12 protein-coding genes are annotated in these 13,504 nt (G+C 73.6%); 8 read left to right on the top strand and 4 right to left on the bottom strand.

Going from position 1 to position 13,504, the window contains the following annotated elements:
* Positions 1 to 80 precede the first annotated feature (80 nt).
* Positions 81 to 860: a YcnI family copper-binding membrane protein gene (locus MUU72_RS09295; RefSeq protein ID WP_372503048.1), complete on the bottom strand. Its 780-nt coding sequence runs from the start codon at positions 858 to 860 to the stop codon at positions 81 to 83.
* Positions 861 to 1,044: 184 nt separating this feature from the next.
* On the bottom strand, positions 1,045 to 1,863 hold the full coding sequence (locus MUU72_RS09290; protein ID WP_248012688.1) for a hypothetical protein: 819 nt from the start codon (positions 1,861 to 1,863) through the stop codon (positions 1,045 to 1,047).
* Between the two features lie 267 nt (positions 1,864 to 2,130).
* Here MUU72_RS09290 and MUU72_RS09285 point away from each other — a divergent pair, with 267 nt between their 5' ends.
* The 8 genes from MUU72_RS09285 to MUU72_RS09250 all read left to right on the top strand — a co-directional run bounded on the left by MUU72_RS09285 (position 2,131) and on the right by MUU72_RS09250 (position 9,676).
* Positions 2,131 to 2,613 carry an ATP-binding protein gene (locus MUU72_RS09285; RefSeq protein WP_248012687.1) on the top strand — a complete coding sequence of 161 codons (483 nt, stop codon included), beginning with the start codon at positions 2,131 to 2,133 and terminating at the stop codon, positions 2,611 to 2,613.
* A gap of 191 nt (positions 2,614 to 2,804) precedes the next feature.
* Positions 2,805 to 3,122 (top strand): hypothetical protein, encoded by a 318-nt coding sequence (locus MUU72_RS09280; RefSeq protein WP_248012686.1) that lies wholly within the window; start codon positions 2,805 to 2,807, stop codon positions 3,120 to 3,122.
* A 3-nt stretch (positions 3,123 to 3,125) separates the two neighbouring features.
* The gene (locus MUU72_RS09275; protein ID WP_248012685.1) at positions 3,126 to 4,766 is read left to right on the top strand and encodes an alpha/beta hydrolase; all 1,641 of its coding nucleotides are present in this window, start codon (positions 3,126 to 3,128) and stop codon (positions 4,764 to 4,766) included.
* Positions 4,767 to 4,837: 71 nt separating this feature from the next.
* Positions 4,838 to 5,386 (top strand): hypothetical protein, encoded by a 549-nt coding sequence (locus tag MUU72_RS09270; protein ID WP_248012684.1) that lies wholly within the window; start codon positions 4,838 to 4,840, stop codon positions 5,384 to 5,386.
* 121 nt (positions 5,387 to 5,507) lie between these two features.
* Positions 5,508 to 6,275, top strand: coding sequence for a TetR/AcrR family transcriptional regulator (locus MUU72_RS09265; RefSeq protein ID WP_248012683.1), 768 nt, complete (start codon positions 5,508 to 5,510; stop codon positions 6,273 to 6,275).
* Positions 6,272 to 7,933 (top strand): FAD-binding dehydrogenase, encoded by a 1,662-nt coding sequence (locus MUU72_RS09260; protein ID WP_248012682.1) that lies wholly within the window; start codon positions 6,272 to 6,274, stop codon positions 7,931 to 7,933. Before MUU72_RS09265 ends, MUU72_RS09260 begins: the two co-directional genes overlap by 4 nt.
* Positions 7,930 to 8,760, top strand: coding sequence for an SDR family NAD(P)-dependent oxidoreductase (locus MUU72_RS09255; protein WP_248012681.1), 831 nt, complete (start codon positions 7,930 to 7,932; stop codon positions 8,758 to 8,760). The genes MUU72_RS09260 and MUU72_RS09255 overlap by 4 nt, the downstream gene beginning before the upstream one ends.
* 250 nt (positions 8,761 to 9,010) lie before the next feature.
* Complete coding sequence (locus MUU72_RS09250) at positions 9,011 to 9,676, top strand: TetR/AcrR family transcriptional regulator (protein ID WP_248012680.1); 666 nt, start codon at positions 9,011 to 9,013, stop codon at positions 9,674 to 9,676.
* Positions 9,677 to 9,711: 35 nt separating this feature from the next.
* On the opposite strand, the gene MUU72_RS09245 is transcribed toward MUU72_RS09250, so the two are convergent.
* Positions 9,712 to 11,181, bottom strand: a complete 1,470-nt coding sequence (locus tag MUU72_RS09245) for an aminopeptidase P family protein (RefSeq protein WP_248012679.1) — start codon at positions 11,179 to 11,181, stop codon at positions 9,712 to 9,714.
* Positions 11,182 to 11,456: 275 nt separating this feature from the next.
* Complete coding sequence (locus tag MUU72_RS09240) at positions 11,457 to 12,992, bottom strand: PP2C family protein-serine/threonine phosphatase (RefSeq protein ID WP_248012678.1); 1,536 nt, start codon at positions 12,990 to 12,992, stop codon at positions 11,457 to 11,459.
* Between the last annotated feature and the right edge of the window lie 512 nt (positions 12,993 to 13,504).

Genomic DNA, 13,504 nt, shown 5'->3' with positions numbered 1-13,504 from the left:
GGGAGCCGGACGCCCCCGGAAGGGTGCCGGACCGGCGCAGCGGGTGCGCCGGTCCGGGCGCGTCCGGCGGCGGGCGCCGGTCAGGCGCTGCGGCGCCGGCCGGCGAGCACCCCGAAGGCGATGCCGACGACGCCGACGACGATCCCGCCGACGGCCAGCACCCGCGCCGTGGTGTCGCTGGCCGGGGCCACGGCCTCGGTGCGGCCGGCCTTGACCAGGCCCTTGCCGTCGCCGGCCCCCTTGGCGGCGCCGTCCGGGGCGGGGGCCGCGGTCAGCTTGAGCACCGGCGCCGGGTTCTCCGGCTCCGGCCCGCCCGGCTTGGCCGGCTCGATCCAGCGCACGACCTCCTTGTCGGAGTACGTCTGGAGGGCCTTGAGGACCAGCTGGTCGGTGTCGCTGGGCAGCTGGCCGACGGAGAGCGGGAACTGCTGGAACTGGCCGGGCGCGATGCCGTCGCCGTCCGCGGTCCAGGTGACCTTCGAGGGCGCCTCGGTGATCTTCTGGCCGTGCATCTCCAGGGGCTTGGCGAGCTTGGCCGTGGTGACGTCGACCTTCCAGCCGGGCACCGGCTGCGGCATCACGGAGGCCAGCGGGTGGTCGGCCGGCAGCGAGACCTCGACCTTCACCGTCGAGGCGTTGTCGCGCTCGTTGGGCACCTTGATGTCGACGGTGGCGTACCCGCCCTTGGGGGCGGTGCCCGGCTGCACGGTCACGTGCGCGAAGGCCGGGCCGGCCAGCAGCAGCACACTGCCGGCCGCGATCCCGCCGGCGACGGGCAGCCGGCGGAGCAGGCGGCGCGACGGGGACGCGGACGCCGCGGCGCCCTTCGAAATCCCGGGCATAACGGACGTGTTGGTCATGGGGAAACACTCCACGAGGAGAGGACTCCCGCGCTTCGCCGAGGCCCCTGGGGGACGGGAAGACGCGTGGGAGAACGGCTGACGGGCTGTCGGCAGGGCCGGGCCCGCCCGGGCGCGCACCGCCGCCCCGCGCCGCCTTCGTCCCGTTCCCCGGAGGTCCGGTGGGAGCGTGCCGCGCGTGGCGTCAGACCGCGAGGGCCGGCCGGCCGCCCAGCGGCGGGCCGCGCCGGACGACGCTGTGGTGCAGCGCCGGATCCTGCGGAGCGGGTTCGTCCCCGCGGGCCCGCGGGAAGCGCCGGCCCTCCGCGGCCGCGCCGAGGACCACCAGCAGCGCCCGGACCAGCGTCAGCGACCGGCGCACCATGCCGACCCGGGCCCGCGCCGCCAGCTCGCCCGCCGCCGGGGCGGACAGCCGCACCAGCCGCCACAGCGCGGCCTCACCGCGCCGCAGCAGCCAGCCCAGGCCCAGCGCGGCCAGCAGGTGGCCGAGCAGCATGGGCAGCGACGGGGCCAGGCAGTGCGCCATCACCGGGACGCCGGCCGCGCCCGCCGGGTGCCCGCCGGCGCCGGTCAGCCCGGCCTCCGCGGCGAGGTCCGGCCCGCCGGGGCCCAGCAGCTGCCGGGCCGTCCCGCCGTCCATCCGTACGCCGTCCAGACCGCAGGTCAGGTGCCGGGCCAGCGCCACCGCCGCCTGGTCGGAGAGCCCGGCCGGACGCACCGGCATCGGGTGCTGGCCCCACGCGAACAGCGCGTGCAGCACCAGCTGGCCGACCGCCAGCCCGGCCGCGATCCCCGGCAGCGCGCGCTCCCGCCCGGCCAGCGGGGCCGCCACCGCGAACACCGCGACCGCGGCGAGGCCCAGCGTCCACAGCGGTACCGCGGCGAACGAGGCGGCCATGTGCCCGGCGGCGGACAGCGTGACGCAGACCGCGGTGAACACCGCGGCCCGGAGCAGCCGCAGGTCGGCGGCCGCGCGCGCTGGGGGGACGGAGGGGGCAGTCATGGCGGCCGCCATCATCCCACTGCCCCCCTTGGCCGCCTACGGCAGGGTTTCACCGGCTCCGTGCGGACGGGGGTAAGGGGCGCCCGCCAGGGCGTCCGGGGTCCCGCGCCGGGCGCGCGGTGGCGCGCACCCGGCACCTCGCCTACACCTGTGCGCTCACTTTCCGCATCCGCCGAATGAGCGGTATCACGTCCCGGAGATGCTTACGGACCTTGCGCCCCGGCAATACGTATCGATATGTCGAGCCGTGGCCAGGAGGCAGGAGCGATGAGCATCTGGTGGTCCCTCCATCTGCGGCGTGAGGCCGCGAGCGTGCCGCTCGCCCGGCGGCTGCTGTTGGGAGCGATGGAGACCGCCGGCGTCGACCCGGAGATCTGCTACGACCTCTCGGTCGCCCTCTCCGAGGCCTGCGCCAACGCCGTCGAGCACGGCGGCGACGCCACCGACGACTACCGCGTCACCGCCTGCATCGACGGCGACACCTGCCGGATCGAGGTCACCGACTCCGGTCCCGGCTTCCACCCCGCGGCCCCTCCCCATACCGCCGCGGACCGCGCCCTTCCGCCGGCCCCCGTCCCCGCCCCCGCGCAACCCCCTGGTTACGCCGAGGACGGCCGGGGGCTCTTTCTGATCGCGGCCCTCACCGACCACGTCCAGTACCGCACCCGCACCGGCCGCCGCGGCGCCGTGGTCAGCTTCGACAAGATCCTCAAGTGGCGCGAGGGCGCGCCGCTGCCGATGGCTTCCTGAGCGCCGGTCCCGTACGGACCGGACCCCTTCCTCGCGCGGGCCCCGCGTCCCACGTGCACGCCGCAAAACGGTGCAAGGGGGCGGCGATTCTCGGCCGGAAGCCAGCACTATGTCGCCACCTTGCCCCTCGCCGCACAGTGATCATGTGACCATTTCGCCGGTGCATTCGATCGGCACGGGGGAATTTGGACATGCCCAACGGCAGTATCGCGGTCTCACCCGAGGAACTGAGAGCGGCGGCGGGTGCCGCCGATGCCATAAGTGAGGATTTACGGGGGCCCATAGCGGCGGCCAGGCGCGACATCGACGCGGCCGGTGCGGCGCTGAAGTCCTGGCCCATCGGCCCGGACATGCAGCGGGTGGCCCACGACTGGGGCACCGCGCTGGACGAGCTGAGCAAGCGCATCGGCGGCGGTGACCCCCAGAGCGCGGCGTCCCGGCTGCGGCGCACCGCCGACGGCCACGCGTACAACGAACAGCTCACGGCCCAGTCGTTCCTGGTTCGGTGACCGGTGCCCGAGAACTTCACTGCCCTCCTCAAACAGGACTTCTCCGATCTGGAAGCTGCCGTCAGGTCCTGGCAGAAGCTGGCCAAGGCCCTGGAGGAGGCCCAGGGACGGCACCGGCACAAGGTGACCGGGCCGCTGCACGCCAGTGAATGGCAGGGTGCGGACGCGGGCAACGCCTTCCTGCACATGGAAGCGAGCGAGTCCCAACTAGGGACCGCGCAGTCCGACGTCACCTCCATCGCCACCGTCCTGGACAGCGTGCACACAAAGATGAGGGAGGCCCAGGAGGATCTGCGGCGGTGCGTGCGCACAGCGGAACTGGACGGATACGCCGTCGACGACCAGGGCGATGTGTCGGACCGGCGGCCCTGCCCCACGGACAACGCGGACGCCGACGCGCAGGAAGAACACCAACTGCGCGTCGCCAAACTGGCGGCCTATAGGAACGACATCCAGTTCTGCCTCGACGAGGCCGGCACCGCCTCCTGGGAGGGCATGCAACTCCTCCAGCAGGTCGACGCGTTCACCCTGGACAAGGACTACGGCGCGGAGAAGGCCGAGGAAGGCGCCCGCAGGGCCGCCGAGTTCGCCCGCCTCGACGAGGACGCCATCCCCTCGAAGAAGGACCCGAAGGAGAACGCCCGGTGGTGGTCGGGCCTGACCGAACAGCAGCGGCAGGCGTACCTCGACGCCTATCCCGAGAAGATCGGCTGGCTCGACGGCATCCCCAGCACCGACCGCGACGAGGCGAACCGCAAGGTCGTGGACCTTCAGCTCGCCGAGTACGGGATGAAGGAGGAGAACGGCGAGCTGGGAGTCCGCGACCGGCGGAACTACGAGGGTCTGCGCAAGCTGCGGGACGAGCTCGACAGGTCCGATGGCGGCGGTGACGAGAACAAGCGACTGTATGTGTTGGGGGTTGACACGCGGGCCCGCGACGGACGGGCCGTGGTGTCACAAGGGAATCCCGACACCGCGCGCAACGTCGCCGTGCAGGTCCCGGGAACCGACAACGACTTGGTGAACGTCGATGAGCAGATCGAGCGGGTACGTCGCCTCCAGGACGCGGCCGCCTCCACCAGCAGTGAGAGCACGGCGGTTGTTTCCTGGCTCGGATACGACGCTCCCGAGGTCGGGGGCAGCATGGCCACGACCGGGCGGGCCGACGCCGCCGCCGGAGACCTGAGGAGCTTCACCCATGGCCTGCGTGAGTCGCACACCGGCGAGCGAGCCCACGTGACTGTGCTCGGGCACAGCTACGGCTCGACGGTGGTGGGTGACGCGGCGGCACACAGCAACGGTATCGATGCCGACGACGTTGTGGTGGTCGGCAGTCCGGGGATGACCGTTGACCACGCCAAGGACTTGCAGATGGACCCGGGCCACGTCTGGGCCGGCTGGGCGCCGGACGACATTGTCTCCACCGTTGCCTCGGACAAGACCCTTGGGGAGAACCCCGCGGAAAAGGAGTTCGGCGGCAAGGTCTTCGGTGTGGACACCTCCGGGCACGGCGGCTATTGGGACCAGGGCAGTGACAGTCTCGCCAACCAAGGGCGGATCATCGCGGGGAAGCGCCCGGGCGAAGGCGACTATCGCGTGCCTCCGCAGTACCGCCCTCCCGGCACCACGGGGCCGAAGTGGTGACCCGGCGACGCCCGCGTTCCGGCCGTATCAGTGTTCTTGTGCTCATCACCTTGCTCGCATCTGGAGGATGCATGACCGACTCCGGAAAGAACGATCCGCTGCCCGTCAAGAGCAGGGAGCAGGCCGAGCGCTCAGCCCGCACTCTGATCGACTCCTTGGCCAGGCAGTACGGGCTCCAGGTCGACGGCACAACGGTGCGCAGGGAATTCTTCGAGTGCTTCGGCAAGAATCACGAACATGCCAGCGACGGGCGCTTCGACCTGTCCTACTCCGTGCGGGCCCACCTTCCGGGGGAAGAACACGGAAAGGCGCTACGCCCCATGCGCAAGAGGTTGGAAGCCGAGGGCTACAGGATTCTGAGCGGCTACCGCGAGGATCCTTCACAGGCACTCATGGACGCAAAGGGCGGCAGCGACAACTTCTTCGTGTCCGTGGAGAGCTACCTGCCGCCCACCGACCTGGTCTTTTCGGTTCGGACTCCCTGTTTCCTGCCCCCCGGCGTAAAGCAACAACAGCTCTCCGCCCCCGCCCCTGACGCCGCCCCCGGCGCGCCGGAGGACCCGCGGCTGGCCCTGATGGCTCCCGTCAGGTCCGTACCCGCCGGCAACCCCTTCGGCTGACCGGATTCCGCGCCGCCCACACCCTCGCCCACCCTTGTTGATGCACGCGCGTATCGGATACGTTCGTGTATCGGCGGCGGCCCCGGCAGGGGCGTGGTGCGAGGCCGGGAGGTCGGGCGGCGTGGGCGGCGCGGGCAAGCGGATCACGGCGCGGCGGGGGCGGACCCGCCGGCGGCTGCTGGATGCCGCGCTGGAGGTGTTCGCCGAGACCGGCTTCGGGCGGACGACCGTGGAGCAGGTCTGCGAGCGGGCCGGCTACACCCGGGGCGCCTTCTACTCCAACTTCGTCTCGCTCGACGAGCTCTTCCTGGCCATGTGGGAGGAGCGCTCGGCGCGGATGCTGGACGATCTGCGGGCGGCGCTGGCCGAGGTGCCGGACGCCTCGCCGCGGGAGGCGGTGCAGGCCGCGCTGGCGGCGGTCCCGGTCGAGGACGCCTGGTACCGGATCACCGCGGAGTTCACCGCGCACGCGCTGCGTAATCCCTCGCTCCGCCATGTCGTGGCCGCGCGTGAGCAGGCTGTCCAGGACACCGTGCTGCCGGTCGTGGTGGCCGCGCTGGAGCGGGCCGGGCGGACCGTCCCCGACCCGGCCGCGCTGGGGCAGGCGCTGGTCGCCGTGCACGACGGCACCGCCGTCCAGGTCCTGCTGGAACCGGCGGCGGAGGCGGTGCGGCGGCGCCGGGCGGAGCTTTTCACGCGGGTGCTGGATGCGTACAGCACCCCGGTCCCCGCCACCGCCCCGGGAGTCGTGCACAGCACCCCCGCCCCCCTCACCGCCCCGGAAGACGCGTACCGCACCCCGGCCCCCGTCCCCGCCCCGAGCGCCCCCGGCGGGCCGCCGGCCGGGGGGCCGCCGACCACCCCGCAACCGCGAAGGAGTTCCCCATGAGTGACGACGCCGATGTCATCGTCGTCGGTGCCGGGCTGGCCGGCCTGGTCGCCACCTATGAACTCGCCCGCGCCGGGCGGCGGGTGATCGTCGTCGACCAGGAGAGCGCGGCCAACCTCGGCGGCCAGGCGTTCTGGTCGCTGGGCGGGCTGTTCCTGGTGAACAGCCCCGAACAACGGCGGGCCGGCATCAGGGACTCGGCCGACCTGGCGCTGTCCGACTGGCTGGACTCGGCGGGCTTCGACCGCGAGCGGGAGGACCACTGGCCGCGGCAGTGGGCGCGGGCCTACGTGGACTTCGCCGCGGGCGAGAAGCGCAGCTACCTGCACGGGCTGGGGCTGCGGCTCACCCCGACCGTCGGCTGGGCCGAGCGCGGTGCGGGCCTGGCGGGCGGGCACGGCAACTCCGTCCCGCGCTTCCACCTGACGTGGGGCACCGGCCCCGAGGTGGTGCGGGTCTTCGCCGAGCCGGTACGGGCCGCGGCCGCGCGCGGGCTGGTGGAGTTCCGGCACCGGCACCGGGTGGACGAACTCATCGTGGCGGACGGGGCGGTGACCGGGGTGCGCGGCCGCACGCTGGTGCCCTCGGACCTGCCGCGCGGTGTGGCCTCGCCGCGGGAGACCGACGGCGCGTTCGAACTCCGCGCGCAGGCCGTGGTGGTGACCTCCGGCGGCATCGGCGGCAACCACGAGCTGGTCCGCCGGAACTGGCCGGCCGAACGGCTCGGCCCGGCCCCGAAGTCGATGATCACCGGCGTGCCCGCCTACGTGGACGGGCGGATGCTGGAGATCACCGAACGGGCCGGCGGCTCCCTGGTCAACCGCGACCGGATGTGGCACTACACCGAGGGCATCAAGAACTGGGACCCGGTCTGGCCCGACCACGCGATCCGGATCATCCCCGGCCCGTCGTCGCTGTGGCTGGACGCGACCGGCCGGCGGCTGCCCGCCCCGCTCTTCCCCGGGCACGACACCCTCGGCACCCTGCGCCACATCGCGCACACCGGCCACGACCACACCTGGTTCCTGCTGACCCGCTCCATCGTGGAGAAGGAGTTCGCGCTCTCCGGGTCCGAACAGAACCCGGACATCACCGGCAAGGACCTCAAACTGGCGCTGTCGCGGGTGAAGAGGGGCGCGCCCGGCCCGGTCCAGGCGTTCCTGGACCGCGGTGAGGACTTCGTCGTCCGGCGCACCCTGCGCGAGCTGGTCGCCGGGATGAACGCCCTGGAGCCCTCGGTCCCGCTGGACTACGCGCGGGTCGAGCGCGAGGTGCTGGCCCGGGACCGGGCGGTGGCCCACCCGTACTCCAAGGACCTCCAGCTGATGGCGGTGCGCAACGCCCGGGAGTACTGGCCGGACAAGCTGACCCGGGTCGCCCGGCCGCACCGCCTGCTCGACCCGGCGCACGGCCCGCTGATCGCGGTCCGGCTGCACCTGCTGACCCGCAAGACGCTGGGCGGACTGGAGACCACGCTCGACTCGCAGGTGGTCCGCCCGGACGGCACGGTCATCGACGGGCTGTACGCGGCCGGCGAGGTGGCCGGCTTCGGCGGCGGCGGGGTGCACGGCTACAACGCCCTGGAGGGCACCTTCCTGGGCGGCTGCATCTTCTCCGGCCGGGCGGCGGGCCGGGCGCTGGCCCGGGACCTGGCGTGAGCGCGGGCGCGGGGGCCGCGCGCGGCGGCGGGCGGGGGCGCACCGCGCTGGTGACCGGCGCCTCGTCCGGGATCGGCGCGGCGGTCGCCGCGGCGCTGGCGGACCGCGGCTACCGCGTCCTGGGCACCAGCCGCGACCCCGCAGCGGTCGCCGACCCGCTGCCCGGCGTCCGCTACCTCCCCCTCGACCTCGCCGACGACGCCGCCATCGAGGCGTGCGCGGCCGCCGCCGGCCCGGTCGACGTGCTGGTCAACAACGCCGGCGAGAGCCAGAGCGGCCCGTTCGAGGAGCTGCCCCTGGAGGCCGTCCGCCGCCTGTTCCAGCTGAACGTCTTCGGCGCCGTGCGGCTCACCCAGCTGCTGCTGCCCGGCATGCGGGAGCGCGGCCACGGCCGGGTGGTGATGATCGGCTCCATGCTGGCCAGCTTCCCGCTCGCCTACCGCTCCTCCTACGTGGCCTCCAAGGCCGCCCTGAAGGGCTTCGCGGACGCCGCCCGGCGCGAGGTCGCCCCGTACGGGGTGGCGCTCAGCACCGTCGAGCCGGGGTCGGTCGCCACCGGGATCAGCGCCCGCCGCACCCACTATCTGGCCGGCGGCTCGCCGTTCGCCGGCGGCTACCGGACGATGGCGGCCGCGCTGGACGCCAACGAGGCGCGCGGCATCCCGCCGGAGAAGGTCGCCGCCACGGTCCTCGCGGCGGTGGCGGCCGCCCGGCCCCGGGCGCACTACGCGGTCGGCAGCAACGCCCCCGCGGTCTTCCTGCTGCGGCGGTTGCTGCCGGCGTCGGCGGTGGAGCGGATGGTGGCCCGGAAGCACGGGCTGCACTGAGGGCCGGCGGGCCGGATCCGGCAAGCCGGACAACACGGGAGATGGCTGGAAATCGCCGTTGAAAGGTGGTGGCCAGCGCGGTCCCGGGGTGGGAGGACCTCCCCCGCGGCGTCCCCTTTCCAGCGAGACCAGCGCGGCACCACAACTAACGCGAAGTTGCTCGCGTTAATCTGTCCTGGACAATACTTGGCCAGAACCTGCACTGCAATCCGCGCTGCGCTACGCCCCCGACCCCCGCGACGGAGCCGCCGTGACGACCGCGCACCAGGCCCCGGGCGAGACCCGCCCCGGAGGACGGACCGCCCGCACCCGCCGCGCCGTACTCGCCGCCCTCTCCGCGGAGTTGGCCGAGCACGGGTTCGCCGCCCTCACCATGGAACGCGTCGCCCAGCGCTCCGGCGTCCACCTCGCCACCCTCTACCGGCGCTGGCGCAGCACGGACAAGCTGGTCTGCGAGCTGCTGACCGAGCTGAGCGGCGACGTGCCGCTGCCCGACACCGGCACCCTCCCCGGCGACCTGCGCGCCCTGGCCCGCGCGATAGGGCGCTTCTACGGGGACGCCCGGACCCGCGGCCTGATCGAGGCGGTGGTCGCCGCCGCGGCCCGCGACCCGCAGGCGGCCACCGCGCTGCGGGACTTCTTCGACGAGCGGCTGGAGCTGGCCGGCGCGCTGGTCCGGCGCGCCGTCGCCCGCGGCGAACTGCCCGCCGACACCGACCCCAAGGCCGTGCTGTCCGCCCTCGGCGCGCCCTTCTCCTACCGGATCCTGATCGCCCGCCGCCCGGTGGACCCCGGCCTCGCCGAATCCACCGCCACCGCCGTCCTGGCCGCGGCCGAGGCCGGCGCGTACACCACCGGGGCGGCCGGGACCGGCGGGGGAGCCGCAGACGGCGGCGCGCCGGGACGGGCGGACTGACCACCGTCCCGGCGCGCCGCTGCGGCGTCGCCGGACTACTTCCCGAGCAGCCCCGCCATCCACGCCTCGACCTCGTCCGACCGGCGCGGCAGCGCCGCCGAGAGGTTGCGGCAGCCGTCCTCGGTCACCAGGATGTCGTCCTCGATCCGGACGCCGATGCCGCGGTACTCCTCGGGCACCGTGAGGTCGTCCGCCTGGAAGTACAGACCCGGCTCGACGGTCAGCACCATGCCGGGCTCCAGCGTGCCGTTGACGTACGTCTCGGTGCGGGCCGCGGCGCAGTCGTGGACGTCCAGGCCGAGCATGTGGCCGGTGCCGTGCAGGGTCCAGCGGCGCTGGAGGCCCAGCTCCAGGACGCGCTCCACCGGGCCCTCGACCAGGCCCCACTCCACCAGCTTCTCGGTGAGCACCCGCTGCGCGGCGTCGTGGAAGTCGCGGTAGGCGGCGCCCGGCTTCACCGCCGCGATCCCGGCCTCCTGGGCCTCGTACACCGCGTCGTAGATCGTGCGCTGGAGGTCGGTGTACCGGCCGTTGACCGGCAGGGTGCGGGTGACGTCGGCGGTGTAGAGGGTGGTGGTCTCCACGCCCGCGTCCAGCAGCAGCAGCTCGCCGGAGCGCACCGCGCCGTCGTTGCGGACCCAGTGCAGGGTGGTGGCGTGCGGGCCGGCGGCGCAGATGGAGCCGTAGCCGACGTCGTTGCCCTCGACCCGGGCGCGCAGGAAGAAGGTTCCTTCGATGTAGCGCTCGCTGGTCGCCTCGGCCTTGTCCAGCACCTTCACGACGTCCTCGAAGCCGCGCACGGTCGAGTCGACCGCCTTCTGCAACTCGCCGACCTCGAACGCGTCCTTCACCAGCCGGGCCTCGGAGAGGTACACCCGCAGCTCTTCGTCCCGCTCGGCGGTGACCTTGTCGTGCAGCGCCTCCTCGATGGCGGCGTCGTGCCCGCGCACGACCCGGACCGGGCCGGTGGCCTCCTTGAGCAGGCCCGGCAGCTCGCGGACGTCCTCGCAGGGGACGCCGAGCAGCGCCGCGGACTCCTCCAGGCTGTGCCGGCGGCCGACCCACAGCTCACCCATGCCGTTCAGCCAGAACTCGCCGTTCTCGCGGTCCGAGCGCGGCAGGCGGTAGAGCGTCGCGTCGTGGCCCTCGGCGCCGTCCGGGCGCGGCTCCAGCACGAGCACGCTGCCGTCGGTCTGGTCACCGGTGAGGTAGACGTACTCGGTCGCGGCCCGGAAGGGGTACTCGGTGTCGTTGGAACGGGTCTTCAGGACGCCCGCGGGGATCACCAGGCGCTCGCCGGGGAAGCGCGCGGAGAGCGCGGCGCGGCGGCGGGCGGCGTGCGGCGCCTGCTCGACCGGCTCCAGACCGCGCAGCTCGGTGTCGGCCCAGCCGCTCTTCATGTTCTCGGCGAGCTCATCCGATACGCCCGGGTACAGGCCGTTCTTGCGCTGCTTGATCGGCTGCTCTTCCTCTTCCGGGGTCTCCGGAGTGAGCTCGTCGGTCACCGTGCCTCCTTTTAAGGCTTTTCAGACTGAACCGGATCCCATCGTAAGTGCGTACGGAAAACGGTCCAGGGGCCGGAAGGCGTGACCTGCCGGACAGCGCGCGCACCGGCCGCCCGCGCCGTCCCGCCCACCGCCGTGACCTGCGGATATCCACCTGAGGCCGGCGGCTACGCAGCGATGCCGCCCGGCTACGCCGCAGTGCTTCCCGGCTACGCCGCAGTGCTTCCCGGCGCACGCCGCAGTGCTTCCCGGCGCACGCCGCAGTGCTTCCCGGCTCACGCCTCGAAGTGTGCCGCCAGCAGGACCACGTCCTCCTCCGCCGCGGCGTCCTCCAGGCCCTGCGGCAGCAGCGTCCGCACGATGTGGTCCACCACGGCCTCCGGATCGCGGCGGCTCGCCCGGGGGACCGCGGCGGCCGCGGAGTGCAGCCGGGCGAAGGCCCGGTCCATCGGCTCACCGGTGCGGTGCAGCAACCCGTCGCTGTACAGCAGGACGGTTTCACCGGGGCCCGGTTCGATCTCCACGCTCGGCGCCTCCCAGCAGGCCAGCATGCCCAGCGGCGCGGAGAGCGAGGTCTCCACGAACTCCGCCCGCAGATCGCCCAGCACCAGCGGCGGGCAGTGCCCGGCCCCGGCCAGCACCATCTTGCGCGGCGCCGGACCGGCGGCCCCATCGGACGGCGGACCGCCCGGCGCGCCCGGCGGCGGCTCGGTGAAGGCGAACAGCGCGGTCGCGCTGCGCGCCGGCTCGGTCAGCCGCATCAGCAGCTCCAGGTCGGAGAGGACCGCGACCGGGTCCTCGCCCTCCATCACGGCATAGGCCCGCAACGAGGCCCGCAGCCGCCCCATGGCGGCCACCGCGCTCGGCCCGGAGCCGGTGACCGAGCCCACGGCCAGGCCCAGCGCCCCGTCCGGCAGCGGCAGCGCGTCGTACCAGTCGCCGCCGCCGCGCGGTCCGGTGGCGTGCCGCACCGCGAGCCGGACGCCGGGGATGCGCGGCAGCCGGCTCGGCAGCAGCTCCTCCCGCAGGGTCCGGGCGGTCTGCCGGCTGCGGTGGAGCTCCAGCAGCCCGGCCAGGTGCTCGGCGGCGTGTGCGCGGTAGAGGCCGACGAGGTGGCGCCGGCGGTCGCCGGGCTCGGCCGGTTCGTCGTAGAGCCAGACCGCGGCACCGATCCGGCCGACCGGACCGGCGGCGAGCGGTACCGCGTAGCTGGCGGCGTAACCGAGCCCGGCGGCGACCTCGCGCAGCCGCGGGTCGAGGTCCTTCTCCCCGGGGATGTCCGGTTCGGCGATCTCGGTACGGGCCTCGGCCGCGGCGTCGTCGCCCGCGCCGGGCTCGGGGAGGCCGTCCAGTATCCGCGCGTACGACAGGGCCCGGCGCGGCACGGTCTCCAGGTGGCCGATCTCGGCGTGGCCCAGGCCCAGTCCGACGGTGGTCTCGGGGCCGAGCCCGTCCTGTGGGGAGAGGACGACCAGGCCGCGGCGGGCGCCGACGAGGAAGGCGCCGGCCCGCAGGAGTTCGCGGAGGGCGTTCTCCACGGTGCGGGTGCGGGCGAGCTGTTCGGTGAGGTCGTGCAGGGTGCTCAGATCGGAGATCCAGCCGGCCAGCCGGTCCTGCACGGCGGCGAGACGGTCCACGGGGGAGAGGTCGGCGGCGGGGTCCTGGGGAGCGCCGGTGGTGGACGGGCCGTCAGGAGGGGTGCCGGCGGCGGGGCCGGCGGAAGCGGGCGTCACACAAGGGTCGTTAGTGTGCGCGGGAGCGGGTAGTGCTGGTTCGATTCCAGCCACTTTCGGTACGTGCGGGGCGCTCATGGCCGACGACCCACGTCGCGACCGGCAAAGCCCCAGGTCAGGCCGCGATGTGGCAGGGAGTGCGGCGTTGAGTCGAGTGATGTGGTGCGGCACTGCGGGCCGCTCACGTTCCTCAATAGCATCGCAAACCCCCATGTCATGCTGCTCCGCTATCAATGCCTCCACATGTACACGCACCGGCGATGTGATGTCCAGCACTGTCCCCGTGGGGTTTGTGGTGTCAGCGAGGTCTGTAGATTGGCCTGAAAACAGCCCCCCGAGCGTCAATTTGAGGTCTCCTGGCGGCGATCAGCAGCGCGTCATCTCCACCGTGGCGGGTACGTACTCGGAGAGGTGCGGGGGTAGTTGGGGTCGCACCGGAACTCTCCGGCGGGCACCGGCGTCCTATACGGCGACCACCGCGACGCACTCCCGAGTGGCGGGATGGCACACCGGAAGCGCAAGCGCCATGCGCGCGCCACCCTCCGCCACGTTCCACGCCCGGTGTACGGCGTGATGCGCTGCCTCGTACA

It is taken from the genome of Streptomyces rhizoryzae (assembly GCF_023155275.1).
GTDB lineage: Bacteria > Actinomycetota > Actinomycetes > Streptomycetales > Streptomycetaceae > Streptomyces > Streptomyces rhizoryzae.
The sequence above is the reverse complement of the archived record's forward strand: the minus strand, read 5'-3'. Positions and strand labels throughout refer to the sequence as shown.